The organism is Micromonospora peucetia, assembly GCF_900091625.1.
GTDB classification, from domain to species: domain Bacteria; phylum Actinomycetota; class Actinomycetes; order Mycobacteriales; family Micromonosporaceae; genus Micromonospora; species Micromonospora peucetia.
Window position 1 is genome coordinate 3,226,957 of record NZ_FMIC01000002.1, and the last position, 26,857, is coordinate 3,253,813.

General features: G+C 72.9%; 21 protein-coding genes. 18 read left to right on the forward strand and 3 right to left on the reverse strand.

Annotation, left to right across the window (positions count from 1 at the left end; translation table 11 throughout):
* The first annotated feature begins 57 nt into the window (after positions 1-57).
* From GA0070608_RS15175 to GA0070608_RS15195, 5 genes are all read left to right on the forward strand, one after another.
* A complete protein-coding gene (locus tag GA0070608_RS15175) occupies positions 58-3,363 on the forward strand; it encodes an efflux RND transporter permease subunit (protein ID WP_091628434.1) in 3,306 nt (1,101 codons plus the stop codon).
* A gap of 112 nt (positions 3,364-3,475) precedes the next feature.
* The gene (locus GA0070608_RS15180) at positions 3,476-4,720 is read left to right on the forward strand and encodes an MFS transporter (protein ID WP_091628437.1); all 1,245 of its coding nucleotides are present in this window, start codon (positions 3,476-3,478) and stop codon (positions 4,718-4,720) included.
* Positions 4,721-4,799: 79 nt separating this feature from the next.
* Positions 4,800-5,744 carry a homoserine kinase gene (thrB, locus tag GA0070608_RS15185; RefSeq protein ID WP_091628439.1) on the forward strand — a complete coding sequence of 315 codons (945 nt, stop codon included), beginning with the start codon at positions 4,800-4,802 and terminating at the stop codon, positions 5,742-5,744.
* A gap of 296 nt (positions 5,745-6,040) precedes the next feature.
* Complete coding sequence (gene rho / locus GA0070608_RS15190) at positions 6,041-8,257, forward strand: transcription termination factor Rho (protein ID WP_091628441.1); 2,217 nt, start codon at positions 6,041-6,043, stop codon at positions 8,255-8,257.
* A 159-nt stretch (positions 8,258-8,416) separates the two neighbouring features.
* Complete coding sequence (locus tag GA0070608_RS15195; protein WP_091628443.1) at positions 8,417-11,914, forward strand: phosphodiester glycosidase family protein; 3,498 nt, start codon at positions 8,417-8,419, stop codon at positions 11,912-11,914.
* Positions 11,915-11,974: 60 nt separating this feature from the next.
* Here GA0070608_RS15195 and GA0070608_RS15200 read toward each other — a convergent pair whose 3' ends face one another.
* The gene (locus tag GA0070608_RS15200) at positions 11,975-12,871 is read right to left on the reverse strand and encodes a phosphatase domain-containing protein (RefSeq protein WP_091628445.1); all 897 of its coding nucleotides are present in this window, start codon (positions 12,869-12,871) and stop codon (positions 11,975-11,977) included.
* 298 nt (positions 12,872-13,169) lie between these two features.
* Between GA0070608_RS15200 and rpmE the strand changes: the two genes are divergently transcribed.
* Both rpmE and prfA read left to right on the forward strand, forming a co-directional pair.
* Positions 13,170-13,394 carry a 50S ribosomal protein L31 gene (gene rpmE / locus GA0070608_RS15205; RefSeq protein ID WP_091628448.1) on the forward strand — a complete coding sequence of 75 codons (225 nt, stop codon included), beginning with the start codon at positions 13,170-13,172 and terminating at the stop codon, positions 13,392-13,394.
* Between the two features lie 96 nt (positions 13,395-13,490).
* Complete coding sequence (prfA, locus tag GA0070608_RS15210; protein ID WP_091628450.1) at positions 13,491-14,579, forward strand: peptide chain release factor 1; 1,089 nt, start codon at positions 13,491-13,493, stop codon at positions 14,577-14,579.
* A gap of 13 nt (positions 14,580-14,592) precedes the next feature.
* On the opposite strand, the gene GA0070608_RS15215 is transcribed toward prfA, so the two are convergent.
* Entirely contained in the window at positions 14,593-16,143 is a 1,551-nt protein-coding gene (locus GA0070608_RS15215; protein WP_091628452.1) for a GGDEF domain-containing protein, read from the reverse strand.
* A 43-nt stretch (positions 16,144-16,186) separates the two neighbouring features.
* On the opposite strand from GA0070608_RS15215, the gene prmC reads away from it, so the two are divergent.
* The 4 genes from prmC to GA0070608_RS15235 all read left to right on the forward strand — a co-directional run bounded on the left by prmC (position 16,187) and on the right by GA0070608_RS15235 (position 20,648).
* Positions 16,187-17,164 (forward strand): peptide chain release factor N(5)-glutamine methyltransferase, encoded by a 978-nt coding sequence (prmC, locus tag GA0070608_RS15220; protein WP_091635158.1) that lies wholly within the window; start codon positions 16,187-16,189, stop codon positions 17,162-17,164.
* Complete coding sequence (locus GA0070608_RS15225) at positions 17,164-17,808, forward strand: L-threonylcarbamoyladenylate synthase (RefSeq protein ID WP_091628454.1); 645 nt, start codon at positions 17,164-17,166, stop codon at positions 17,806-17,808. Before prmC ends, GA0070608_RS15225 begins: the two co-directional genes overlap by 1 nt.
* Complete coding sequence (locus tag GA0070608_RS15230; protein ID WP_091628456.1) at positions 17,809-18,420, forward strand: arsenate reductase/protein-tyrosine-phosphatase family protein; 612 nt, start codon at positions 17,809-17,811, stop codon at positions 18,418-18,420. It abuts the gene before it with no gap.
* 116 nt (positions 18,421-18,536) lie between these two features.
* Positions 18,537-20,648, forward strand: coding sequence for a transglycosylase domain-containing protein (locus tag GA0070608_RS15235; RefSeq protein WP_091628458.1), 2,112 nt, complete (start codon positions 18,537-18,539; stop codon positions 20,646-20,648).
* 13 nt (positions 20,649-20,661) lie between these two features.
* Here the strand turns inward: GA0070608_RS15235 and GA0070608_RS15240 are convergent, their stop codons facing one another.
* Positions 20,662-22,155, reverse strand: coding sequence for an SDR family oxidoreductase (locus GA0070608_RS15240; protein ID WP_091628460.1), 1,494 nt, complete (start codon positions 22,153-22,155; stop codon positions 20,662-20,664).
* A gap of 35 nt (positions 22,156-22,190) precedes the next feature.
* Between GA0070608_RS15240 and GA0070608_RS15245 the strand changes: the two genes are divergently transcribed.
* The 7 genes from GA0070608_RS15245 to GA0070608_RS15275 all read left to right on the forward strand — a co-directional run bounded on the left by GA0070608_RS15245 (position 22,191) and on the right by GA0070608_RS15275 (position 26,814).
* Entirely contained in the window at positions 22,191-23,477 is a 1,287-nt protein-coding gene (locus GA0070608_RS15245; RefSeq protein WP_091628462.1) for a serine hydroxymethyltransferase, read from the forward strand.
* Positions 23,474-23,905, forward strand: coding sequence for a hypothetical protein (locus GA0070608_RS15250; RefSeq protein WP_091628464.1), 432 nt, complete (start codon positions 23,474-23,476; stop codon positions 23,903-23,905). Before GA0070608_RS15245 ends, GA0070608_RS15250 begins: the two co-directional genes overlap by 4 nt.
* 165 nt (positions 23,906-24,070) lie before the next feature.
* Complete coding sequence (locus GA0070608_RS15255) at positions 24,071-24,292, forward strand: hypothetical protein (RefSeq protein WP_091628466.1); 222 nt, start codon at positions 24,071-24,073, stop codon at positions 24,290-24,292.
* The gene (gene atpB / locus GA0070608_RS15260) at positions 24,293-25,114 is read left to right on the forward strand and encodes a F0F1 ATP synthase subunit A (RefSeq protein WP_091628468.1); all 822 of its coding nucleotides are present in this window, start codon (positions 24,293-24,295) and stop codon (positions 25,112-25,114) included.
* A 92-nt stretch (positions 25,115-25,206) separates the two neighbouring features.
* Entirely contained in the window at positions 25,207-25,434 is a 228-nt protein-coding gene (gene atpE / locus GA0070608_RS15265; protein WP_091628470.1) for an ATP synthase F0 subunit C, read from the forward strand.
* 31 nt (positions 25,435-25,465) lie between these two features.
* Positions 25,466-25,993, forward strand: coding sequence for a F0F1 ATP synthase subunit B (locus GA0070608_RS15270; protein WP_091628472.1), 528 nt, complete (start codon positions 25,466-25,468; stop codon positions 25,991-25,993).
* Positions 25,993-26,814, forward strand: a complete 822-nt coding sequence (locus tag GA0070608_RS15275) for a F0F1 ATP synthase subunit delta (RefSeq protein WP_091628473.1) — start codon at positions 25,993-25,995, stop codon at positions 26,812-26,814. Before GA0070608_RS15270 ends, GA0070608_RS15275 begins: the two co-directional genes overlap by 1 nt.
* The last annotated feature ends 43 nt before the right edge of the window (positions 26,815-26,857 follow it).

Sequence of the window (26,857 nt, forward strand, 5' to 3'; positions counted from 1 at the left end):
GGTGGGGAAGAATCCATACCCCCGCCAATCGTCCTTTTCCAGGAGTGAGTCACGCCGATGTCGCTGCTCGCCAGATTCAGCCTCGCCAATCGAGGGCTGATCGCCCTAATCGCGGTGGTGACCACGCTGTTCGGGGCGTTCGCCGTACCGTCACTGAAGCAGCAGCTCCTGCCGTCGCTGGAGTTGCCGGCCGCGTTCATCGTGGCGGTCTACCCCGGCGCCGGGCCCGAGGTCGTCGAGTCACAGGTCACCGAGCCGATCGAGAACAGCCTCCAGGCCATTCCGGGGCTGGACAAGGTCACCTCGACCTCCCGTGAGGGAGCGGCGACCGTCCAGGTCCAGTACGAGTTCGGCACCGACCTGGACGACATCGTCAACAAGATGCAGACCGCGCTCAACCGGATCGACGCGCAGCTGCCGGAGGGGGTCGACCCGCAGGTCATCGCCGGCAGCACCGACGACCTGCCCGCGGTGGTGCTCGCCGCCTCCGGCGGTGCCGACCAGCGCGTACTCGTGGAGAAGCTGCGCGCCACGGTCGTGCCCGAGCTGGAGGCCATCGAGGGGGTGCGGACGGTCGACCTGACCGGCGCCCGCGACGACATCGTGGTGGTCACCCCGGACCCGGCCAAGCTGGCGGCGGCGAAGCTCCAGCCGACCGCCCTCGGCGCGGCGCTGAAGACCAACGGCGTGACGGTGCCGGCCGGTGCGGTGACCGACGGCACCCGCGCGCTTCCGGTGCAGGTCGGCACCCGGCTCGCCACGCTGGACGACCTGCGTGGCGTCGTGGTCGCGCCGGCGGCGGGCCGGGCGGCCCCGGTCCGCCTCGGCGACGTGGCCACCGTCGAGCAGCAGCTCGCTCCGGCCACCGCGATCACCCGTACCAACGGCAAGGACAGCCTGGGCATCGCGATCACCGCCTCCCCGGACGGCAACGCGGTGGAGATCTCCCACGAGATCCGGGACCGGCTCGCCGACCTGCGGGGGGCCTCCGGCGCCGAGCTGACCGTCGTCTTCGACCAGGCGCCGTTCGTCGAGAAGTCGATCGAGAGCCTGACCACCGAGGGCCTGCTGGGCCTGGTCATGGCCGTTGTGGTCATCCTGGTCTTCCTGCTGTCGGTACGCTCCACCGTGGTCACCGCGGTCTCCATCCCGCTCTCGGTGATGGTGGCCCTGATCGCCCTCTGGATCGGCGACTACTCGCTCAACCTGCTCACCCTCGGCGCGCTCACCATCGCGGTCGGCCGGGTGGTCGACGACTCGATCGTCGTGTTGGAGAACATCAAGAGACACCTGGAGTACGGCGAGCCGAAGCGGCAGGCGATCCTCACCGCCGTCCGCGAGGTGTCCGGCGCGGTGACCGCGTCCACCCTCACCACAGTCGCCGTGTTCGCGCCGATCGCGCTGGTGGGCGGCTTCGTCGGGCAGCTCTTCGCGCCGTTCGCGATCACCGTCACAGTGGCCCTGCTCGCCTCGCTGCTGGTCTCGCTGACCGTGATCCCGGTGCTCGCGTACTGGTTCCTGAAGCCCTCCGGCGGCACGGCGGACGACGCCGTGGTGCGCCGGGAGGCGGAGGAGAAGGAGCTGCGCAACCCGTTGCAGCGGGCGTACCTGCCGGTGATCAACTTCGCGACGCGCAAGCGGGCCACCCGGTGGATCACGCTGGGGCTCGGCCTGCTCGTGCTGTTCGGCACCTTTGGCCTGTCCCGTCAGCTGGAGACCAACTTCATCGACGACTCCGGCCAGGACACCCTGAGCATCACCCAGGAGTTGCCGGCGGGCACCGGGCTGGCCGGCACCGACGCGGCGGCCCGCCAGATCGAGGCGGTGCTGGAGCGCACCGAGGACGTCGAGACGTACCAGGTCACGGCGGGCGGCGGGGACAACCCGTTCGCCGGCGGCGGCAACAACGTCGCCAGCTGGTCGCTGGCCCTCGGCGACGGGACCGACGCCCAGCAGATGCGGGAGAAGCTGCGCCGGGAGTTCGACGCGCTGGGCCCGGGCGTCGGCGAGGTCAGCTTCGGCGCCGGTCAGGGCGGGGCGGCCGCCAACCAGATCGAGGTGGTCGTCCAGGGCGCCGACCCGGAGGCGTTGACCCGGGCCGCCGAGGAGGTCCGCTCCGCGATGGCCGGGCTGGCGGGCGTGGAGGACGTCTCCACCAGCCTCGCCACCCGGGTGCCGCGCGTCGACGTCACCGTCGACCGGGTCGCCGCCGGCCGGGTCGGGCTCACCGAGGCCGCCGTCGGCCAGGTGGTGGCCCAGGCGTTCCGGGGCGCGCCCCTGGGGCAGGTCACGCTCGACGACGGGCAGCGGGACGTGGTGCTGCGGTTCGCGGGCAAGCCGCCGACCACCGTGGAGGAGTTGCGCGCGATGCCGGTCGGGCCGGTGAGGCTCGACGCCATCGCCGACGTCACCCAGACCGAGGGCCCGCAGCAGGTGAGCCGGATCGACGGCGAGCGCAGCGTCTCCGTCACCGGTACGGCCACCGGCTCGAATCTCGGTGCCATCACCCAGGAGTTGCAGAAGAAGCTGGACGGCATCGACGTGCCGGGGGCGACCTTCGCCATCGGTGGGGTCAGCGCCGACCAGGCGGAGGCCTTCGCCGACCTGGGCCTGGCCGTGCTGGTGGCCATCGCGATCGTCTTCCTGATCATGGTGGCGACGTTCCGCAGCCTGGTCCAGGCGCTGATCCTGCTGATCTCCATTCCGTTCGCGGCGACCGGCGCGATCGGCCTGCTGCTGGCCACCGGCACCCCGATGGGCGTGCCGGCGCTGATCGGCGTGCTCATGCTCGTCGGCATCGTGGTGACCAACGCGATCGTGCTGTTGGACCTCGTCAACCAGTACCGGGCCCAGGGCATGGGGGTCCAGGAGGCGGTGGTCGAGGGCGGCCGGCGCCGGCTGCGGCCGATCCTGATGACCGCCGTGGCCACCATCTTCGCGCTGCTGCCGATGGCGCTCGGCCTCACCGGGGAGGGCGGCTTCATCTCCAAGCCGCTGGCGATCGTGGTGATCGGTGGTCTGCTCAGCTCGACGCTGCTCACCCTGATCCTGGTGCCGACGCTCTACGCGATGGCGGAGAACACCAAGGAGTGGTTCCGGTCCTGGCGGGCCCGCCGGTCCGGCGGGCCGGTCCCGGCGGCTCCGGCGGGTGACGGCGATCCGGCCGGCGCCAGCGGTCCGACGCCCGCCGCCGACCCGGTCCCGGTGTCCGCCGTGGGATCCGCGTCCGCCGCCGGTGCGGAGGCTGCCGACGCCCCGGCGTCCGGGCACCCGCCGTCGGGTGCGCTGTTGGACGGCACCGACCAGTTCGAGGTGCTGCGGCTACCGAAGAGCCGCAGGTCCCCGCTGCCGCCGACCGAGTAGCGGTACGTCCGCGAACGCCCCCGACGGGTCCCGCCCGCCGGGGGCGTTCGCGTTCGGTCAGGTACCCGCCGTACGCCCGGCCCGCCAGTCGCCGGCCGGTAGGGTCCCGAACGTGCCGTCCACCGTCTCGGTTCTCACCCGCAACCGAAACTTCCGCAACCTCTTCCTCGCCGAGCTGGTGGTTTTCGGCGCCGACTGGTTCGTCATGGTGCCGTTGCTGGTGCTGTTGCCGGGCCTGACCGGAAGCGGCGTCTGGGGTGCCCTGGTGCTCGCCGTCGACACCGGAATCGTGGCGTTGCTGCTGCCGTACACGGGCACGGTCGCCGACCGGTTCGACCGGCGGAAGATCATGATCATTTCGAACGTCGCGGCCCTGCTCGGCGTGCTGATGCTCTTCGGCGTGCGCAGCGCCGGGACGGCCTGGCTGGCGATAGCCGGGATCGGTGTGGTGGCGGTCGCCAAGGCGTTCTACTCCCCGGCTGCCCAGGCGGCCCTGCCCAACGTGCTCGACCCCGACGAACTGGCCGCCGGCAACGCCGTCGCCGGTTCGGCCTGGGGCACCATGACCGTCGTCGGCGCCTCCCTCGGCGGCGTGCTCAGCGCCGCCGCCGGCCCGTACGCCTGCTTCTGGGTGGCGGCCGTGGGCCTGGTGGTCGCCGCGGGCCTGACGACGCTGATCCGCCGGCCGTTGCAGGCTCCCCACGACGTCGATCGACCGGCGCAGCGGACCTGGCCCGCGATCCGCGAGGCGCTGGGCTACATCAGGCACCGGCCGAGGGTGCTGGCGCTGGTCACCGTCAAGTCGGCGGTCGGCCTCGGCAACGGCGTGCTGACGGTGTTTCCGCTGCTCGCAACGCTGTACGGCGTGGGCCCGGTCGGCACCGGGCTGCTCTTCGCGGTCCGTGGTGCGGGGGCACTCGTCGGGCCGATCCTGATGCGCCGGGTGCTGACCAACCGGGCCTGGCTGCTGCCCGGGCTGGCGCTGTCCATGTCCCTCTACGGCCTGGCCTACCTCGGCACCTCGGTCGCGAACTGGTTCCCGCTGGTGCTGGTCCTGGTCTTCGTCGCCCACTTCGCGGGCGGCAGCAACTGGGTGATGTCGAACTTCGCCCTGCAGGGCGAGGTGCCGGACCGGCTGCGGGGGCGTGTCTTCGCCACCGACATGATGCTGGCCACCCTGGCCATCTCGGTGAGCCAACTCGCGGTGGCCACCGTGGTGGACACGGTGGACGAGCGGGTGGTGCTGGCCGGTTGCGGCCTCGTCACGGTGGTCTACGCGGTCGGCTGGCGCATCGCCACCCGCCGGCTCTCGCTCACGGACCCGGCGCCTCAGCCGGCATCGAGCGTCGCCGGCTGACCGGCCGGCACCGGCGCGCCGTCCCGCCCATCCGGCGGGCGGAGACCGCGCCGTCGGTGCGGAGCCCTAGCATGAGCCCGTGCCGACGAACTTCACCTCCGGCCCGGTCCGGGTCCGGGTCCCCGCCACCAGCGCCAACCTGGGGCCGGGGTTCGATGCCCTGGGGCTCGCCCTGGCACTGCACGACGACGTGGCCGCCGAGGTGACGACGGAGGGCGTCACGGTGGCCGTGACCGGGCAGGGCGCCGGGGAGTTGCCGGCCGACGACCGGCACCTGGTCGTGCGCGCCATGCGGGCGGCCTTCGACATTCTCGGCGGGCAACCGCCGGGACTGGCGGTGGAGTGTGTCAACCGCATCCCGCAGGCTCGCGGGCTGGGCTCCTCGTCCGCGGCGATCGTCGCCGGCGTGCTGCTGGCGCGCGCGCTGGTCACCGACGGCGAGACCCGCCTCGACGACGACGACGCGCTGCGGCTCGCCGCCGAGATCGAGGGCCATCCGGACAACGTGGCGCCGTGCCTGCTCGGTGGCTTCACCCTGGCCTGGACGGAGCCGTCCGGCGCCCGGGCCGTGTCGCTGCCGGTCGCCGACGGCGTACGACCGATGGTCTTCGTGCCGGCGGAGCGTGGCCTGACGGCGACCGCACGCGCCGCGCTGCCGGCCACCGTGCCCCACGGTGACGCGGCGCTGAACGCCGGCCGGGCCGCGCTGCTGGTGCACGCGCTGACCGCAGACCCGGGTCTGCTGCTGCCGGCCACCGTCGACCGGCTGCACCAGGACTACCGTGCCGTCGGCATGCCGGGCAGTGCCGGCCTGGTGAAAGTGCTGCGTGCGGCGGGTGTGGCCGCTGTGATCAGCGGGGCGGGGCCGACCGTCCTGGCTCTGACCGAGCCGCCCGGGGGTTTCGATCCGGGAACAGGTTGGCAGGTCTGGCGGTTGGATCCAGACGGGCGCGGAGCACAGGTTGCCCGGGGTAGACTGGGACACGCAGAGCGGGACCCTGTTGCCGCAGGTCGGAAGAGTTGATTACGCTCTAGACTTAGCACAGCCGCGAAGCACGCGATCTCCCTGCGGGTCGGCGCACCCCCGAAGCTATCGGCGGTCAGCCCGTCACCCCTGCCTAGGCCCACGCCGCACCGCAGTCTTCACAGGTCGCCGCAGGCGGCGAGACCTGCTCACCGACGTTGGTGAGTCGGGAAACCGACCAGCTGCTGTGTCACAGACTCCCGCGACGCGTCCATGCGAGGCGGGTGCACCGAGGCCGCCCGGCCACCTAGCTTTTCGACTCCGGGCAGTCCCGGCCTATCGAGGGAAGGAATCCATTGAGCGACACCACCGACGTGACGTCGGATGTTTCCAACGTCGCTGGCGATGCCACCACCGCTGCCGCCCCCGCCCGTCGTCGGCGCAGCGGCACCGGCCTGTCGGCGATGCTGCTGCCGGAGCTGCAGAGCCTGGCCGCGTCGCTCGGCATCTCGGGTACGGCTCGTATGCGTAAAGGCGAGCTGATCAGCGCGATCTCCGAGCGGCAGGGCGCCGCCGCCGGGACCCCTCGACCGCGGGCCGAGGTCGCTGCCGCTGCCGCTCCCGCCCGTGGAGAGGTCCACGCCGAGGTCCGCGAGACCACCGAGCGGCCGAAGGCCGCACGGCGCACCGCGGAGCAGGCTCCGGCCGAGCCTGCGGCGGGCGAGACCGAGCCTCGTGGCCGGACCCGGCGCAGCCGGGCCGCCGTTGCCGAGGCTCGGGCCACCGAGGCTCGTCCGGCGGAGGCTCGGGCCACCGAGGCCCGTCCGGCGGAGTCGCACCCGGCGGAGGCTCGGGCCACTGAGGCTCGTCCGGCGGAGGCTCGGGCCACCGAGGCTCGTCCGGCGGAGACACGGGCCACCGAGGCTCGTCCGGCGGAGACGCGCACGGACGAGGCCGAGGCCACCGAGCGCGCCGACCGGGGCGAGAGCCGCGGGCGTGAGCGCGGTGACCGGGGCGAGCGTGCCGACCGCGGCGACCGTAACGAGCGGGGCGACCGTAACGAGCGGGGCGAGCGTGCCGACCGGGGCGACCGTGCCGACCGTGCCGACCGGGGCGAGCGTGCCGACCGGGGCGACCGCAACGAGCGTGCCGACCGGGGTGACCGTGCCGAGCGCGGCGACCGGGGCGAGCGTGCCGACCGGGGCGACCGTAACGAGCGCGGCGGCGACCGGGGCGAGCGTGCCGACCGGGGCGACCGCAACGAGCGCGGCGGCGACCGGGGTCAGCGCGTCGAGCGTGACAACAACAACGACGACGACGACGAGGGCGGCGGTCGGCGCGGTCGGCGCAGCCGGTTCCGGGACCGCCGGCGCGGCCGCGGTGAGCGTGTCGAGGGTGGCGGCGGCGACGGCGGGCGCGAGCCGCAGGTCGGCGAGGATGACGTGCTCGTTCCGGTGGCCGGCATCATCGACGTGCTCGACAACTACGCCTTCGTGCGGACCACCGGCTACCTGGCGGGCTCGAACGACGTCTACGTCTCGATGTCGCAGATCAAGAAGTACGGTCTGCGGCGCGGCGACGCCATCACCGGTGCGGTACGCGCCGCCCCGCGCGACGGCGAGCAGCGGCGGGACAAGTACAACCCGCTCGTGCGGCTGGACACCATCAACGGGATGGAGCCGGACGAGGCGAAGCACCGGCCGGAGTTCTACAAGCTCACGCCGCTCTACCCGCAGGAGCGCCTGCGGTTGGAGACCGAGCCGCACATCCTCACCACCCGGGTCATCGACCTGGTCATGCCGATCGGCAAGGGCCAGCGGGCGCTGATCGTGTCGCCGCCGAAGGCGGGTAAGACGATGGTGCTCCAGGCCATCGCGAACGCGATCACGCACAACAACCCGGAGTGCCACCTGATGGTGGTGCTGGTGGACGAGCGGCCCGAAGAGGTCACCGACATGCAGCGGTCGGTGAAGGGTGAGGTCATCGCGGCGACGTTCGACCGTCCGCCGCAGGACCACACCACGGTGGCGGAGCTGGCGATCGAGCGGGCGAAGCGCCTGGTCGAGCTCGGGCACGACGTCGTCGTGCTGCTCGACTCGGTGACCCGGCTCGGTCGGTCGTACAACCTGGCGGCGCCGGCCAGCGGCCGGATCATGTCGGGTGGTATCGACTCCACCGCGCTCTACCCGCCGAAGCGCTTCCTGGGTGCGGCCCGCAACATCGAGAACGGCGGCTCGCTGACCATCCTCGCCACCGCGCTGGTGGAGACCGGGTCCATGGCGGACACGGTCATCTTCGAGGAGTTCAAGGGCACCGGCAACGCGGAGCTGAAGCTGGACCGGAAGATCGCCGACAAGCGCACCTTCCCGGCCATCGACATCAACCCGTCCGGTACCCGTAAGGAGGAGGTCCTGCTCGCGCCGGAGGAGCTGGCCATCCTCCACAAGCTCCGCAAGGTCCTGCACTCGCTGGATTCGCAGGCGGCGCTGGACCTGCTGCTCGACAAGCTCAAGCAGACCCGCACCAACATCGAGTTCCTGATGCAGATCGCGAAGTCGACGCCGGGGGAGTGACCCTTTCCGGGTGAGACGATCGAGAAGGGCACGGCCACGAGGCCGTGCCCTTCTCGCGTCCCGCCTGCGGCGCGGACGGCCACCGGACAGCTGGAGTTTTCCTTCGGTTTGGCCGATGGGTATTGAAACTTCTATTCACTGTCCGGTTGACTGTCGCCCATGCGTACCCGCAGACGATCCGCCCGGCTCGCAGGCGTCCTCCTGCTGACGCCGTTGCTCACCCTGGCCGGCACCGTGCCGGCGACCGCCGGTGCGCCGACTTCGGCCACCGACCCCTTTGCCACCGCGGCCGAGGACGCACCGAGTGCCTCCTCGCACCCCACGGACTCCGTCACGCTCGCCGCCGATCCGGCCGCGGGCAGGTCGGCTGCCGCAGCCCCGACCGGCCTGGAGCCGGCCGGCGGGTTGGAGACCGCGAAGACCACCCGCCCGGTCGCCCCGGGTCTCGCCCTGACCTCCTTCGACCGGTACGACGCCGACGGCTGGCTGCGCGCCGACGCGCTCACCGCCGACCTCACCGGCGGCCTCACCGTGGACTACGTCAACTCCGGCGCGGTCAGCCGGGCCGAGCCGCTACGCGGCGCCGTCGATAAGGCCCGCGCGGTAGCCGCGGTCAACGGTGACTTCTTCGACATCAACAACTCCGGTGCGGCCCAGGGCGTCGGCATCCGCGACGGACAGCTGGTCCAGTCCGCGGTCAGCGGCCACCGCAACGCCGTCGCGATCACCACCGAGGGGCTCGGTCGGGTGATCGAGGTGAACTTCGACGGCACCGCGACGCTGCCCACCGGGCCGGTGACGGTGACCCAGTTCAACAACATGATCCAGGCGAACGGGATCGGCGTGTTCACGGCGCTCTGGGGGTCGTACACCCGGGAACGTGCGGTCGACGGCGCCGCTCGCGTCACGGAGGTCACGGTGGTCGACGGCCGCGTCGCCACCGTCGGTGGCACGGCCGGAAGCGGGCCGATCCCGGCCGGCACCACCGTGCTGCTCGGCCGTGACGCCGGCGCGGACGCCCTCGCCGGCCTGCGCCCCGGCGACCCGGTGACGGTCGCCTACCAGCCCAAGGCGTCCGACGGCAGCAGCCTGCACGCGGCAGTCGGGGGCAGCCATGTGCTGGTCCGCGACGGCGTGGTGCAGAGCATCGCCGACGCGTCGCTGGCCCCGCGTACGTCGGTCGGCTTCTCTGCCGACGGCCGTCGGATGATCATGATGACCGTGGACGGCCGGCAGGTCGACAGCCGTGGCGTCACCCTGACCGAGATGGGCCGGATGATGGCCGAACTCGGCGCGCACCACGCGCTCAACCTCGACGGCGGCGGCTCCTCCACGCTGCTCGCCCGGGAGCCGGGCGCGGCGGCCGTGCAGGTGGAGAACGGCCCGTCCGACGGCAGCGAGCGTGCCGTGCCCAACGGCCTGGCCATCTACGCGCCCAAGGGCAGCGGCCGGCTCACCGGCTACTGGCTGGAGACCGCCAGTGACCCGACCAGCGCCCCGGGCGTGGCGCCGGTGCGCGGCGGCCGGCCCGATCGCGTCTTTCCCGGCCTGACCCGACGGCTCACCGCCGCCGGCCACGACGAGACGTACGGCCCGGCGGCCGGCGCGCCGACGTGGCGGGCCAACCCGGCGGTGCACGGCATCGTCGACAGCAAGGGCCGCTTCCGGGCCCTCCTGCCCGGAAGCACCACGGTCACCGCCTCGCGGGGCGCGGCCCGTGGCACCCTCGACCTGACCGTGCTCGGGCCGCTGGCCCGGGTCGACTCCACGGTGGACCGGGTCGGTCTGACCGGCACGGACGGCAGCGCGCTGTTCGGCGTGGTCGGCTACGACGCCGAGGGCAACACCGCCCCGATCGAGCCCGCCGACCTGAAGCTCGACTACGACAAGGACCTGCTCCGGATCGCCCCGACCGCCGACGGCAACCTCGCCGTCACCGCCCTGCGGGACACCGGTTCGGCGCTGGTCACCGTCCACGTCGGCCGGAGCAGCACCGTCCTGCCGGTCACCGTCGGGCTCACCGACGTGCCGGTGGCCGGCTTCGACGACGCGGCGGCCTGGAAGTTCAGCCAGGCCCGCGCCAGCGGCGCGGTCGCCCCCGCGCCGGGCCGCACCGGCACGGGCCTGAAGATGACGTACGACTTCAGCCAGTCCACCGGCACCCGGGCCGCGTACGCCGACCCGCCGGCCTGGATCGAGGTGGCCGGCCAGCCGCAGGCGTTCGGCATGTGGATCCACGGCAACGGCACCGGGGAGTGGCCCAGCCTGCACCTGCACGACGCGCAGAACACCCAGCACGTCCTGCGCGGCCCGCTGATCACCTGGACGGGCTGGAAGTACGTCGAGTTCGCCGTGCCTGCCGGAGTGCAGTACCCGGTGCGGATCCGCCGGTTCTACGTGGCGGAGACCAACGCCGCCGCGCAGTACCGCAGCGAGGTCGTCATCGACGACCTGGTGGCGAAGGTGCCGCCGACGGTCGACGCGCCGGCCGAGACGCCGCGCACCGACCGGGTGGTGCTCCGCGACGGCACGGTCGACGGCGCGCCCTGGCGCTTCGCGGTCATGTCCGACGCGCAGTTCGTCGCGGCGAACCCGGACAGCGACCTGGTCGCCCAGGCCCGCCGTACGCTCCGCGAGGTCAAGGCCGCGAAGCCGGACTTCCTGATGATCAACGGCGACTTCGTGGACACCGCCTACCCGGCGGACTTCGCGCTGGCCAAGCGGCTGTTGGACGAGGAACTCGGCGGGGAACTGCCGTACTACTACGTGCCCGGCAACCACGAGATCATGGGCGCCCCGATCGCCAACTTCCGGGCCGCCTTCGGCGACACGGAACGGACCTTCGACCACCGGGGCACCCGGTTCGTCACGCTGAACTCGTCGACCGGCTCGCTGCGAGGCGGCGGCTTCGACCAGGTGCGGATGCTGCGCGAGGCGCTCGACTCGGCGGCCGGTGACCCGGCCGTCGGCTCGGTGGTCGTGCTGCACCACCACCCGCCGCGCGACCCGAGCCCGGCCAAGGCCAGCCAGCTCGGTGACCGGAAGGAGGCCGCGCTGCTGGAACAGTGGCTGGCCGACTTCCAGCACCGCACCGGCAAGGGGGCCGCGTTCGTCGGCGGGCACGTCGGCACCTTCCACGCCGACCGGGTCGACGGGGTGCCGTACCTGATCAACGGCAACTCGGGCAAGAACCCCTCCACCCCCGCCGACCAGGGCGGCTTCACCGGGTGGACGGAGTTCGGGGTGGATCCGGTGAGCCCGGCCGAGGCCGACCTGGCCCGGCGCAACCCGCTCGTCGAGGGCCCGCGCTGGGTCGCCGCCGAGTTCCACGCACACGTCGACGCGCTCACGCTGGCCGCCCCGGCCAGCGTCGCGGTCGGCGCGCCGGCGACGGCCACCGCCACGGTGACCCAGCCCGGCGGCCGTACGGTGCCGGTGGCGGCGCCGGTGAGCGCGGACTGGTCCGCCTCGCCGAACGTGCACATCGGCTCGATCCTCGGGCTGAGGCCCTGGCACGTGGCCCGCTTCGACCCGGCCACCGGCCGGCTCACCGCCCTGCGCCCCGGCGCGCAGGTCAAGCTGGCCGTCGCGGTCAACGGCACCACGGCCGAGGCCACCGTCACCCTGACGGCCGCCACCGCGGCCCCCGCCGCCTGAGGTGTGCGGAAGGGCACCTTCCTGATGCCTGGTGCACAGGAAGGTGCCCTTCCTACAACTTCAGAAGTCGCCCTCGGCGACCTGGAAGACGGTGAGGCCGAGGGCACGCCACATTCGCACCACCTGCTGGCGGTCGTCGAAGACGCCGACCACCCGGTAGCGGTTCCTGATCTCGTGCTCGTAGATCTCCCCCTTGACCACGGAGTCCTTTCGGTTGTCGCCGACGGCGCGCAGGTGCAGGTCGAGGTAGGGGACCTGGACGTGCCGGGCCAGCCACGCCTCGGTGGCGGCACGGGAAGTGGCGTCGCGGCCCGAACAGAACACCACCCCGTACCCGGCGTTGTGCATCGCCCGGATCGCCGCGATCACCGCCTGGTTCGGCTCGTCCTCGGCGACCCGGGTCATGTCGTACGGGCTGCGCGAGACGTTCAGCGCGACCGTGCCGTCGATGTCGACCAGGACGATCTCCGGTGGTTCGGTCGACGAGGCGTGCACGGTGGCGGGCCGCCCCGTTCGGGCCTGCGGCACGGGCAGCGGCAGCGTACGACCCTCCAGGTAGCGCTGGTGCAGCCGGCGGATCCACGCCTCGCCGACCCGGTCGGCCTCGGGTCGGGCGGCGTCGCGGCGCAGGCACTCCGCCAGCGGCACGTCGGTGAAGTCGTGCACCTCGAACTCGGCGCCGTACCGGGCGGCCAGGTCGGCCCAGTCGCGCAGGGTCCGGGAGCGCAGGTTGGTGTCGTCGACGCAGACGTCGGCCCGGGCCCGCAGCAGCGCCTCGACCTGGGCCCGCTGCACGACGGTGACCTGCCATTCCGCCCACTGGGTGAACAGCCGCTCGCCGTGCAGCATCCGGCGCAGGTCGTCCCGGTTCACCCGGACCACGGACGGCTGGAGCGTACGGGCGAAAGTGCTCTTGCCGGAGGCGGGCAGTCCCCGGGTGGCGATCAGGCGGGCCATCAGCTCCTCCGTGTCGTACGTCTTCGGCTCTCCCGCCGGGTTCGGCGTCGTGCCCCGGGCGGGGCACGACAGGACGGCGGCCGTGCCGGGTGAATGCCCGGCCGGGCGGCGGGAATGCGGGAGGTGAGGCGTGCGTTGTCGATGCCGGACCAGCCGTGCGGCCCGATTGCCGGGCCGGCGTACGCCCATGGCACACTGGTCAATCGGCCACCGGTTCCGGTTCACGCCCGAGCCCGTCGCAGGCCGCGACGGACACCGACGGCGACCCGGCGACCACCCACGAGAGGACCGAGGCGAGATGAAGCCCAACATCCACCCGGAGTACGTGACCACCGAGGTCAGCTGCTCCTGCGGTAACACGTTCACCACCCGCAGCACCGCCAAGGGCGGCTCGATCCACGTCGAGACCTGTAGCGCCTGCCACCCGTTCTACACCGGCAAGCAGCGCGTCCTGGACACCGCGGGCCGGGTGGCGAAGTTCCAGCAGAAGTACGCCAAGGTTCAGGCCAAGAAGGCCAAGTAGCTCCTCGTTCGGCGCCCGCGTCCGGTTTCGTGCCGGACGCGGGCGTCGTCCGTATTCCCCCCGATCCGGTCCTCGTCGTCGAAGGAGCCTCCCCGCATGAGCAGCGAGCGTCTGGCCGCCCTCCTCGACGAGTACGCCGAGTTGGAGAAGCGGCTGGCGGACCCGGCCATCCACACCGACCAGGGCGCCGCTCGCCGGGTCGGCCGCCGGTACGCCGAGCTGGTTCCGCTGCACAAGGCGGCCGGTGACCTTGAGCAGGCCCGCGCCGACCTGGCCGCCGCCCGGGAGTTGACCGCCGAGGACGTGTCCTTCGCCGCCGAGGCGGAGTCGATCGCGGCGGGCCTGCCGGCGCTGGAGGAGCGGCTGGCGGAGCTGCTGATCCCGCGCGACCCGCACGACGCCAAGGACGTGATCGTCGAGATCAAGGCGGGCGAGGGCGGCGAGGAGTCGGCGCTGTTCGCCGGCGACCTACTGCGGATGTACACCCGGTACGCGGAGCGGCGCGGCTGGCTCACCGAGGTGCTCGACGCGCAGGACTCGGACCTCGGCGGGGTGAAGGACGTCTCGCTGGCGATCAAGACCAAGGGCGTGCCCGAGGGCGGCAACGGTGTCTGGTCCCGGCTCAAGTGGGAGGGCGGCGTGCACCGGGTGCAGCGTGTCCCGGTCACCGAGTCGCAGGGCCGGATCCACACCAGCGCCGCCGGCGTGCTGGTGCTGCCGGAGGCCGAGGACGTCGACGTGACCATCGACCCGAACGAGCTGCGGATCGACGTGTTCCGCTCGTCGGGGCCGGGCGGCCAGTCGGTGAACACCACCGACTCGGCGGTCCGGATCACGCACGTCCCGACCGGCATCGTGGTGTCCTGCCAGAACGAGAAGTCCCAGTTGCAGAACCGGGAGCAGGCGATGCGGATCCTGCGCGCCCGGCTGCTGGCGGCGGCCCAGGAGCAGGCTGACGCGGCCGCTTCGGACGCCCGCAAGGCGCAGGTGCGCACCGTGGACCGCTCCGAGCGGATCCGCACCTACAACTTTCCGCAGAACCGGATCACCGACCACCGGATCGGCTACACCGCGTACAACCTGGATCTGGCCCTCGCCGGTGACCTGGACGGGGTCCTCGACGCCCTGGTCGAGGCCGACCGCGCCGCCCGTCTCGCCGGTGACACCGAGCTGACCCGCCGCTGACCGGTGCGCGAGGTCAGGAGGCGCGTGGGCGGGTCTTCGCGCGGAGCATCTCGCGGTCGGCGGCCTCGAAGGCGGTGCTGAGGGCGTCGCGCAGACCCGGGCCGCTGGCCCCCACCTCGGCGAAGCCGACGCTGACGCCGACCGGGGTGCCGGGCACCAGCGACTCCCAGTCCTCCGCGCGTACCGCGGCGTCGATCCGGCGGCCCACCTCGGCCGCCTCGGCCATCCCGGCGCCGGGGAGCACCACCACGAACTCGTCCCCGCCGTACCGGGCCACGAAGTCGCCCCGGCGCATCACCCGGTTGATCACTCCGGCGATGCGCTGGAGCACCAGGTCGCCGGAGTGGTGCCCGTGGCGGGTGTTGACGGCCTTGAAGCCGTCCAGGTCGCAGACGCCGATCACCACCCGGTCGCCGTGGGCGACCACGGTGGCGATGTAGCGTTCCAGCCGCCGCCGGTTGGGCAGCCCGGTCAGCGGGTCGGTCAGCGCCTCGCCCTCGAAGCGGGCCGCCTCGCGGCGCATCTCCTCGTGGTCGATCCGGGCGGCGATGCCGTCGATGTAGACGTCCCGGAGCCGGTCGTTGCGCTGGGCGGCCAGCCGGAACGCCAGCCGGTCGGCCCGGTGTGCTCCAGCGTGGTCGCCGGCGCTGGCCTGGGCGATGCTGCGCAGTCGGGCCGGTTCGGCCGCGCCCAGCGTCTCGGTGGAGACCTGGACGGTGTCGAGCCGGGCGGCGGCCTCGATCGGCCGTCCCTCGGCGACGGCCAGGCAGACCTGGCCGAGCTGGCGCATGTCGCGGGCCCGGGCGCTGTCGCCACCGTGGCCGAGCAGCCGGGCCGGGGCGGCCTCCGCGCCGACGTCCAGCCGGTCGCCGAGGGCCGCCCGCCGGGCGGCGGCGTAGCCGTACGCGGCCAGGCTGCTCGGGCGTAGCCTGCCGGCCCGTCCACCGCGCAGGAACCGGTCGAGGTCGGCGGCGACGTCCCGCAGCACCCGTAGGCAGCCGTCGCTGTCGCCGTTGTGGTCCAACGCCACCGCGTTGCGCAGCCGGATGCCGGGGGCGGCGAAGGTCTCCTCCGGAATTCCGGCGGCCGTGCCGAGCTGCCGGGCCCGTTCGATCGCGCCGAGGGCGTAGCCGTGGAAGCTGAGATACGAGTAGGCCATCGCCAGGTCGTGCCAGCCCCACGCGGTGTCCCGGTCGGGGTCGGCCACCGCACCCAGCGCCCGGGCGGACTTCACCAGGTGGGTGACGCAGCGGTCCAGTGCGCCCTGGTGGTGCGCGGCGAGCGCGGCCAGCGCGTTGAGGTGCCCGAGCAGGTAGGGCTCGGCGAGGTCGCGGACGGCGGTGGAGGCCTCCTCGACGGCCCGGGTGTACTCCGCCGTGCGTCCCAGGTTGATCACCGCGCAGAGGCGCTGGACCAGGGCGTCGGCCCGCGCGTACGGGTCGGTGGTGGTGGCGACGACCAGGTCGAGGATCGCGTACGCCTCGGCGGAGCGGCTGGACTCCTGGAGGGCCCGCGCGCGCGTGAGGGCGTCAACCTGGTCGGTGACCCGGTCGAGCCAACCCACCGCGACCTCCCTGTCGGTGTGCGTCCGGCCGCATCCGTTCGTGATGTCCGGCGCGACGCCCCATGATTATCTCGTGACCACCGTGCCGCAACACCCGTCCGAAGGGACGAGACAGCAGCGCCCTTCAGCGGCGCTGGCCCGGGCGTCCCGGGCCCTCGCCGACGCCGGCATCGCCTCGGCCCGGTCCGAGGCGGAGCAGCTGGCCGCGTACGTGCTGGCCGTGCCCCGGGGGCGGCTGGCGCTGGCCGACGACCTGACCGCCGAGCAGCTCGACCGGTTCGACGAGCTGGTCGCCCGGCGGGTCGGGCGGGAGCCGTTGCAGCATCTCACGGGCAGTGCCGGCTTCCGGCACCTGGAGCTGGCCGTCGGGCCGGGCGTCTTCGTGCCCCGCCCGGAGACGGAGCTGCTCGCCGGCTGGGGGATCGCGCAGGGCCGGGGGCTCGGCGCCGAGCTGGTGGTGGACCTGTGCGCCGGCTCGGGCGCGATCGCCCTCTCGGTCGCCCAGGAGCTGCCGGCGGCCCGGGTGGTGGCGGTGGAACGGTCGGCGGCGGCGCTGCCCTGGCTGCGGCGCAACGCGTCGGCCCGGGCCGACGCGGGGGACCGGCCGGTCGAGGTGGTGGCGGCCGACGTGACCGCACCCGATCTGCTCGCCGACCTGGTGGGCCGGGTCGACGTGCTGCTCTGCAACCCGCCGTACGTACCGTCGGACGTGGCGGTGCCCCCGGAGGTGGGCCGGCACGATCCGGCGACCGCGGTCTTCGGCGGCGCGGACGGCCTGGCGGTGATCCGTCCGGTGATCGCCCGGGCGGCGGCGCTGCTGCGTCCGGGCGGGGTGTTCGGCGTCGAGCACGACGACACACACGGCACGGCGGTACCCGAGCTGCTCGCCGCGGACGGCCGGTTCGAGGCGGTCGCCGGCCACCCGGACCTGACCGGACGGCCCCGCTTCACGACCGCGTCGCGGCGAACGGACGGCCAGCACGCCACCGCCGACGCGACGTGGCAGACTGACTCCTCGTGATGCTCTACGACTGCCGGTCGCCCGCCGACCGGGACCGCGGCATCGCCGCTGCCATCGAGGCGGTCAAGAACGGCGAGCTGGTCGTCCTGCCGACCGACACGGTCTACGGGATCGGCGCGGACGCGTTCACCCCGTACGCGGTCAAGGCCCTGCTGGACGCCAAGGGCGGTCGGCAGGTGCCGCCGCCGGTGCTGATCGGTTCCCGGCACACCCTCGACGGCCTGGTCTACTCGCTGCCCCAGGCGGCCCGGGACCTCGTTGAGGCGTTCTGGCCCGGCGCGCTGACCATCATCGTGACGCACTCACCGAGCCTGCGCTGGGACCTCGGCGACTCCTCCGGGACGGTGGCGGTGCGGATGCCACTGCACCCGGTGGCGCTGGAGGTGCTGCGCGAGACCGGCCCGATGGCGGTCGCCTCGGCCAACAAGACCGGCCAGCCGGCCGCCCTCACCGCCGACCAGGCCCGCGACCAGCTCGCCTACTCGGTGCGGGCCTACCTGGAGGCCGGGCCCTGCCCGGACCCGGTGCCGAGCACGATCGTGGACCTCACCGGCGAGGCGCCGCAGGTACTCCGGCAGGGCGCCGTCCCGCTGGAGAAGCTCCGCGACGTGGTGCCCGACATCCTCGCCGGCCAGGGGGTCTGAGTGCCTCCGTTCACCGTGCTGCACGTGTGCATGGGCAACATCTGCCGGTCCCCGATGGCCGAGCGGCTGCTGGTCCTCGCCGTCCGGGAACGGCTGGCCCGCCGCGAGGTCGACCCGGGTCGCGCCGACGAGCTGCTGCACAGCCACAGCGCCGGCACCGGCGGCTGGCACGCCGGTGAGGAGATGAACCCGCCGGCGTCCCGGCAGGTGACCTCCCGGGGCGGCAGCGTCACCGGCTTCGCCGCGCGCAAGCTGCGGTCGGACCACATCGACGCCGCTGACCTCGTCCTCACCGCCACCGCCGACCAGCAGGAGTACGTGGTGGCGCTGCGGCCCGACGCGGCGTCGCGCACGTTCGTGCTGGGCGAGTTCGGCCGGCTGCTCGCCGGGGTGGACGCCGCCGGGCTGCCGGCGGCCGAGGCGACCCCCGACGCGGTCCACGCGCGCGGCGTGGCCCTGGTGGCGACCGCCCACGCCGCCCGACTGGGCATCGTGTCGCTGCCCACCGACGATCTCGACGACCCGTGGGGGCGTGGCGACCAGTGCTTCAGCCGGGTCGCCGACGAGATCGAGGAGACCGTCCACCCTCTCGCCGCCGCGCTCCTGCCGTAACCCGCCCGAGGTACCCCCGCGCATGAGCTTCCTGCGGGTTTGGGGGAAAGGGGCGGTCAAGAGGGGTTTTCAGGTCATTCTGAGTGGGTCCTGACCGGCTCCTGCGGGGAGAGCTGATGACCCGGGCACGCCTCGACAAACTGTTCACCATACTGATCGCCGGCGTACTGGCCGGGCTGGTGCTCGCGGTGGCGGCCCTACCGGCCGCGCTGGTCTTCGGGATCGGGTTCTCGGCGCTCGCGGCGCCCTACTCGGAGCTGCCGAACACGCTGCGTACGCCGCCCACGGCCCAGCGCTCGAACCTCTACGCCAACGACGGCACCACCCTGATCACCTCCTTCTACCAGGAGGACCGGGTGGACGTGCCGCTGGCGGAGGTGGCGCCGGTGATGCGGCAGGCGATCATCGCCGCCGAGGACACCCGGTTCCACGAGCACAGCGGGGTCGACCTGCGTGGCGTGGTGCGGGCCTTCACCGTCAACCAGGGGGCCGGGGAGACCCGGCAGGGCGCGTCCACCCTGACCATGCAGTACGTCCGCAACGTGCTCAGCAACGACCCCCGGCTCAGCGAGCGGCAGCGCGCCGCCGCCACCGAGCTCAGCACCGCACGCAAGATCCAGGAGATGCGGTACGCGCTGACCCTGGAACGGGAGTTGACCAAGGACGAGATCCTCGCCCGCTACCTCAACATCGCCTACTTCGGCGCGGGCGCGTACGGGGTGGCCGCCGCGAGCAGGCGCTACTTCTCCAAGCCGCCGGCGGAGCTCACGCTGGCCGAGGCGGCGCTGCTGGCCGGCCTGGTCCGCTCCCCGCACACCGACGACCCGATCAACGGCGACGCGGACGCCGCGCTCGCCCGCCGGGCGCACGTGCTCGACCGGCTGGTGGATTCCGGCCAGGTTCCGGCCGAGGCGGCGGACCGGGCCAGGGCCGAGCAGTTGAAGCTGCGCCCCAGCCAGACGCCGAACGACTGCACGGCCGTGCCGGCGGAGCACAACGACTGGGCCTTCTTCTGCGACTGGTTCACCCGCTGGTGGAACGCCCAGTCGGCGTTCGGCGCGACGGTCGACGAGCGGCAGCTCACGCTGCGTCGGGGTGGCTTCTCCATCGTCTCCTCGCTCGACCCGGCGGTGCAGCGTGCCACCACCGAACAGGTCCGCCGCATCTACCCGGTGGACGACCGCCGGGCGGCGCCGACGGCGGTGGTGCAGCCCGGGACGGGCCGGGTGCTCGCGATGGCGGTGAACCGGAACTACGCCGTGGCCGCCAACCCGCGCGGGCAGAAGAACCACCCGAACACGGTCAACCAGCTGGTTGCCGGGGGCGGGGCGATCCAGGGCTACCAGGCCGGCTCCACGTTCAAGGTCTTCACCATGCTGGCCGCGCTGGAGTCCGGGCTGCCGCTGAGCACGGAGTTCGACGCACCGGAGCGGATCGTGACCGACTACGCGGCGAGCGGGGCGGCGAGCTGCGACGGGTACTGGTGTCCACGGAACGCCACCGACTCGATGGACGGCCAACACACCATGTGGACCGCGTTCGGCGAGTCGGTCAACACGTACTTCGCGTGGCTGACCGAGCGGGTCGGCGCGGACCGGGTGGTGGAGATGGCCGAGCGGCTCGGCATCGTCTTCCGGGCCGGGGACGACGCGCAACTGGCCCGCCACGGCGCGCGCGAGTGGGGGCCGTTCACCCTCGGCGTCTCCGCCACCACCCCGCTCGACCTGGCCGGCGCGTACGCCGCGGTGGCGGCGGAGGGCATGTGGTGCGCGCCGCTGCCGGTCGTCTCGATCGCGGACGCGGCCGGCCGCCCGATGGCCGCCGCCCGGCCGGACTGCCGGCAGGCGGTCGACGTGGACGTGGCCCGGGCGGCGGCCGATGCGGCCCGCTGCGCGGTCGGCGACCAGTCGATGTACCGGGAGTGCGACGGCGGCACCGCCGAAGGGCTGCGCCAGCAGGTCGGCCGGCCGGTGGCGGGCAAGACGGGCAGCTCGGACGGGTACGCGACGGAGACCGTGGTCGCCTTCACCCCGCAACTGGCGGTCGCCTCGATCGCCGCCAACCCCGACGACCCGCGCGACGCGGTCGGCCAGCGGGTGCAGGGGCAACTGGTCGAGGCGGTGGGGGAGGTGCTCGCCTTCGCGCTGCGTGACGAGCCGGTCCGCGACTTCGTGCCGCCCAGCGAGTCGACCGCCTTCCGGTTCACCGGCGCCCGCGCCGGCAACTGAGCCGGCGCCGGGTTCAGCGGCGTTCGGAGCCGGTGGCGGGGCGGTGGGCCGCCTGTTCGGCCTGGCGGGCGATGTTGCGGGCCATCCCACCGAAGACCACCGCGTGGAAGGGCGCCACCGCGCCCCAGTACGCGTGCCCGGGCAGCCCGCGCGGCAGGAACACCGCCCGCTGGTGGTAGCGGCTGCCCTCGCCGTCCACCCGGATCACCCGCATCTCCAGCCAGGCCCGGCCCGGCAGCAGCATCTCGGCGCGCAGCCGCAGCAGCTCGCCGGGCACGATCTCCTCCACCCGCCAGAAGTCCAGCGCCTCGCCGACCTGGAGGCGGTGCGGGTCGCGCCGGCCGCGACGCAGCCCCACGCCGCCGATCAGCCGGTCCAGCCAGCCCCGGATCGACCAGGCCAGCGGGAACGAGTACCAGCCGTGTTCCCCGCCGACCCCCTCGATGACCCGCCACAGGGCGTCCGGCCCCGCGTGCACCGCCCGCTCGCGTACGTCGGTGTAGGCGGTTCCGCCGGACCACTCCGGGTCGCTGGGCAGCGGCTCGGCCGGCGCGTCGGGGCCGCTCGCGGTCGACCAGCGGGTCTCGACCTCGCCGTCGCGGACCTTCGCCAGGGCCGCCGCGACCGCCCGGTCGAAGCCGGTCAGCCCCTCCGGTGGGTCGGGGACGTACACGGCGATGTCGTGCTCGCGGGCGACGGCCTCGTGGACCAGGCTCTCCACCAGCGGCCGGGCGATCGCGTTCGGCACCGGGGTGACCAGCCCGACCCAGTACGAGGAGAGCGCCGGCGTCAGCGGTCGCACCGGCACGACGGCCCGCCGGCGCAGGCCGGCCACCCGCGCGTACCGCTGCATCATGTCCTCGAAGGTGAGGATGTCCGGCCCACCGATGTCGAAGGCGCGGTTCACCTCCTGCGGCAGGCTCGCGCAGCCGACCAGGTAGCGCAGCACATCCCGCACGGCGATCGGCTGGATCCGGTTGTGGACCCAGCGGGGGGTGACCATGGCCGGCAGCCGCTCGGTCAGGTATCGCAGCATCTCGAACGAGGCCGACCCGGACCCGATGATCACCGCGGCCCGCAGCACCGCCGTCGGCACCCCGCTGTCGAGCAGGATCCGTCCCACCTCGGCCCGGGAGCGCAGGTGCGCCGACGGGACCTCCCGGTCCGCCGCCGGCTCCGGCCCGCCCAGGTAGACGATCCGGCGTACGCCAGCGGCCCGCGCGGCCTCGGCGAACCTGGTGGCGGCCTCCCGGTCGGCGGCCTCGAAGCCGGCCTGGCCGAGGGAGTGCACCAGGTAGTACGCGACGTCCACGCCCTCGAAGGCGGCCGGCAGCGTCTCCGGCCTGCGCAGGTCGCCCTCGGCGATCTCGGTCCGCGCCGCCCACGGCACGTCCCGCAGCCGTCCCGCCTTACGGGCCAGGCAGCGCACCGAGTGCCCCTCGGCCAGCAGCCGGGGCGCGAGGCGCCCGCCGATGTAACCCGTCGCTCCGGTGACCAGGCATCTCACGGCCTCCAGTGTGCGGCCCAATAGACTCTGGCGTTGTGGCTACTGAGACGGGCACCTTCTGGGGGCCGGACTTCGACCAGCTCCGCGCGACCGATCCGGAGATCGCCGGGGTGGTGCTCGGCGAACTGGACCGGCTCCGGGGCGGACTGCAACTGATCGCCAGCGAGAACCTCACCTCGCCGGCGGTGCTGGCCGCGCTCGGCTCGACCCTGACCAACAAGTACGCCGAGGGCTACCCGGGCCGGCGCTACTACGGCGGCTGCGCCGAGGTCGACCGGGCCGAGGAGATCGGCATCGCCCGGGCGAAGGAGCTCTTCGGCGCCGAGCACGCCAACCTTCAGCCGCACTCGGGCGCGAGCGCCAACCTGGCCGCGTACGCCGCGCTGGTGCAGCCGGGGGACACGGTGCTCGCCATGGACCTGCCGCACGGCGGCCACCTCACCCACGGCAGCCGGGTGAACTTCTCCGGCAGGTGGTTCCACACCGTCGGCTACACCGTCCGGCGGGACACCGAGCTGATCGACTACGACGAGGTGCGGGATCTCGCCCTCGCGCACCGGCCCAAGATGATCATCTGTGGCGCGACGGCGTACCCGCGGCTGATCGACTTCGCCCGGTTCCGCGAGATCGCCGACGAGGTAGGGGCGTACCTGATGGTCGACGCCGCGCACTTCATCGGGCTGGTCGCCGGCAGGGCCGTCCCGTCGCCGGTGCCGCACGCCGACGTCGTCTGTTTCACCACGCACAAGGTGCTGCGCGGGCCGCGCGGCGGCATGATCCTCTGCCGGGAGTCACTGGCCCAGCGCATCGACAAGGCGGTCTTCCCGTTCACCCAGGGCGGCCCGCTGATGCACGTCGTCGCCGCGAAGGCGGTCGCGCTGCGCGAGGCCGCCCAGCCCGAGTTCCGGGTCTACGCCGAGCGGGTGGTGGCCAACGCGCAGGCGCTGGCCGCCGGGCTGGCCGACGAGGGGATGCGCCCGGTCTCCGGGGGCACCGACACCCACCTCGCCCTGGTCGACCTGCGCGAGGTGGGCGTGACCGGCGCGGACGCCGAGGCGCGCTGCGACGCCGCCACCATCACCCTGAACAAGAACGCGATCCCGTACGACCCGCAGAAGCCGATGGTCGCCTCGGGCATCCGGGTGGGCACCCCGAGCGTCACCACCCAGGGCATGCGCGAGCCGGAGATGCGGCAGGTCGCGTCGCTGATCGCCCGTGCCGTGCGTACCGATCCGGCGGCCCCCGGGGGCGCCGACACCCTCGCCGGGCTCGCCGGCGAGGTCGCCGAGCTGGCCGCCGCCTTCCCGGCGTACGCCCGATGAGCGAGCCACGCGCGGGCGAGCCGGGCGCCATCCGGACCCGGCTGCCGCACCTGCGTCTGCCGCTGCTGGCCTGCGCGGTGCTCGCGCTGGTCGCGGTCCCGACCGCGGCGGTGCTGCGGGGGGCCACCGGCGCGGCCGGCGTGGCCGCCGGGATCGCGCTGGTCGTCGCCAGCTACCTGGTCTCCGGCGTCTCGGTGGCCTGGGCCGATGCCGTCAACCCTCGGATGATCATGTCGGTGGGGCTGGTCACCTACGCCACGAAGATCGTGGTCCTCGGGGTGGCGATGGCCGCTGTGGCGGCCACCGGCTGGCCTGGCCTGCCGGACATGGGGGTGGCGATCATCGCGGCCGTGGTGGTCTGGACGGGCGCCCACCTGGGCTGGGCCCTGCGTACGCCGCTGCCCACTTTCAAGCGACGCGATGAGTGAACGTTCTGTCGGATTGGCGTCCGGCATTTCGGGCTGCCGCGGCGGGCCACACGGGAGTAACCTGACCAACGACTTTCGCGCCCGCACCCACGGCCCGCACGCTGTCCGCAGTGTGGGGGGTGCCGCACACTCCCGCGCGTCCTGGCTGATATCGTTCGCCACGTCATGGCCGAAGACCCACACTCCCACCCCTCTGGCGAGCACTCGTCGGAGGGTGCGGCTGGGGCCGTTCTGGGCTATTTGCTCGCCGGCATCGTGGTGTGGGGTTTCCTCGGCTGGTTGGCGGAGCGATTCTTCGATCTGCGAACCGGTGTCGGGGTCGCCGTCGGCATGATCTTCGGCGCGGCCGGAGCGATTTACCTGATCATGAAGAGGCTCAGTGCTTGAGTGCCAGCACGCGAGGGTCTGTCGAGTGCGGAGGATGACACGGTGAGCGGACAGCTGGTCGTCGCCCAGGAGCTTCCCTGGCCCCCCAGCGTCGGAGATTTCTATCCGCCGGACGTGGCCGGGCCCTGGGTCACCAAGTTCGGCATCATGGTCTGGCTCGCGGTGGCGCTGCTGATCATCTTCTTCATGGTCGCCTACCGGAAGCCGACCCTGGTCCCCGGCAAGACCCAGTGGTACGCGGAGGCGGTCTACGGCCTGGTCCGCGACAACATCGCCAAGGAGCAGATGGGCGCGGCGGGCATCCGGTTCGCGCCCTACTTCACGGTGCTGTTCAGCTTCATCGTGCTGACCAACCTCTTCGCCATCGTGCCCGGGTTGCAGATCTCGCCGAACTCGCACATCGCCTTCCCGATCGTGCTCGCGGTGATCTCCTACGTGATGTACCTCTACATCGGCGCCCGCAAACACGGCCTCGGCAAGTACCTCAAGATGAGCCTGGTCATCCCGAACGTGCCGTGGCCGATGCACATCCTGCTGATCCCGATCGAGTTCATGCAGACGTTCATCGTCCGGCCGGTCACCCTGGCGCTGCGGCTCTTCGCCAACCTGTTCGCCGGCCACCTGCTGCTGCTGGTCTTCACCGTCGGCGGCTTCGTGATGCTCAACTCGAGCAGCCTGTTCATCCAGGTGACCTCGGTCTTCTCCTTCGTGATGGCGATCGCGATGGCCTTCTTCGAGGTGCTGGTCGCCGTGCTGCAGGCCTACGTCTTCGTCACGCTGAGCGCGAACTACATCGGAAGTTCGCTCGCCGACGAGCACTGATCGGGCTCGGCGGGTGACCTGACCCGACCAAGCTTCTGGTACCGACCGCGTACGCGTGAGACCTCACGCGTCGAACAGGAGGAATACCCGCAATGACTGTTCTTGCCGAAGTTGTTGGCAGCGTTAACACCATCGGCTATGGCCTCGCTGCCATCGGCCCCGGTATCGGTGTCGCGCTGGTCTTCGCGGCCTACATCCAGTCGAGCGCGCGTCAGCCGGAGTCCGCTGGCTACAACCGCACCTGGCTGATCCTGGGCTTCGCCCTGGTCGAGGCGCTCGCGCTCTTCGGCCTGGTGCTCGCCTTCGCCATCGGCGGCTGACGAGAGCTTTCTCCCGACCCGGAGGTCCGACATGTTCCTCGCCGCCGAAGGCGCGCACAACCCGATCCTGCCGATCTGGCAGGAGATGGTCATCGGGACCATCTCCTTCGCCCTGCTCTGCTTCGTTCTGCTGAAGTTCGTCATGCCCCGCATGGAGGCGATGTACCAGGCGCGGGTCGACGCGATCGAGGGTGGCCTCAAGCGGGCCGAGGCCGCCCAGGCCGAGGCGAACCAGCTGCTGGAGCAGTACAAGACCCAGCTCGCCGAGGTACGCAACGAGGCGGCCCGGATCCGGGACGACGCCCGGGCCGACGCCGAGGGCATCCGTCAGGACGTCCTCGCCAAGGCGCGGGAGGAGTCCGACCGGATCATCGCGGCCGGCAAGGAGCAGCTCGCCGCCGAGCGGGCCACCATCTCGCGCGAGCTGCGCACGGAGGTCGGCACGATCGCGGTCGACCTGGCCAGCAAGATCGTCGGTGAGTCCCTCGCCGACGAGGCGCGCCGCAAGGGCACCGTCGACCGGTTCCTGAACAACCTCGAGAGCGCGGGGGCCCGCTGATGCAGGCCGCCAGCCGGGAGTCGTACAAGATCGCGGCCGAGCGCCTCGACGCGTACGTCCGCGGCGCGGAGCCGTCGGCGGTGGCCACCACCGCCGCCGACCTCCTCTCCGTCGCCGACCTGCTGCGGCGCGAGCCGCGGCTGCGCCGGGCGCTCTCCGACCCGGCCCGCTCGGGTGCCGACCGCTCCGCCCTGCTCGGCGAGCTGCTGCGCGGAAAGGTCGGCGCCGAGGCGCTGGACCTGGTCGCCTCGCTGGTCGCCGGCCGCTGGTCGGCGCCCTCGGAGTTGCTCGGCGGCACCGAGCGGCTCGGCGTGGAGGCGCTGCTGGCCAGCGCCGACTCCGCCGGCGACCTCGGTGAGGTCGAGGACGAGCTGTTCCGCTTCGGTCAGGTCGTCTCCGGTGAGCCCGCGCTCTCCAACGCGCTGGCCGACCCGATCGCCCCGATCGGGCAGCGGGCCGGTCTGGTCCGCGAGTTGCTCGCCGGCAAGGCCCGCCCGGTCACCGTCAGCCTCGTCGAGGTGGCGCTGAGCGGGTTCGGGGGACGCTCCTTCACCGGGGCGCTCACCCGGCTGGTGGAGCTGGCCGCCGACCGGCGGGACCGGCAGGTGGCGTACGTGACCGCCGCGGCCCCGTTGAGTGAAGAGGACGAGCGCCGGCTGGGCGCGAGTCTCTCCGCGATATACGGTCGAGAGGTTTCCGTCAAGCAGACGGTGGACCCCTCAGTTCTCGGTGGCGTGAGCGTCCGGGTCGGCTCCGACCTGTACGACGGCACCGTCCTGCGCCGCCTCAACGAGAGCCGCAACGCGCTCACGAAGCGCTGAGAAGGCCCTGCCGCCTCAGTGCCCTGAATAGACGCCATTCGGA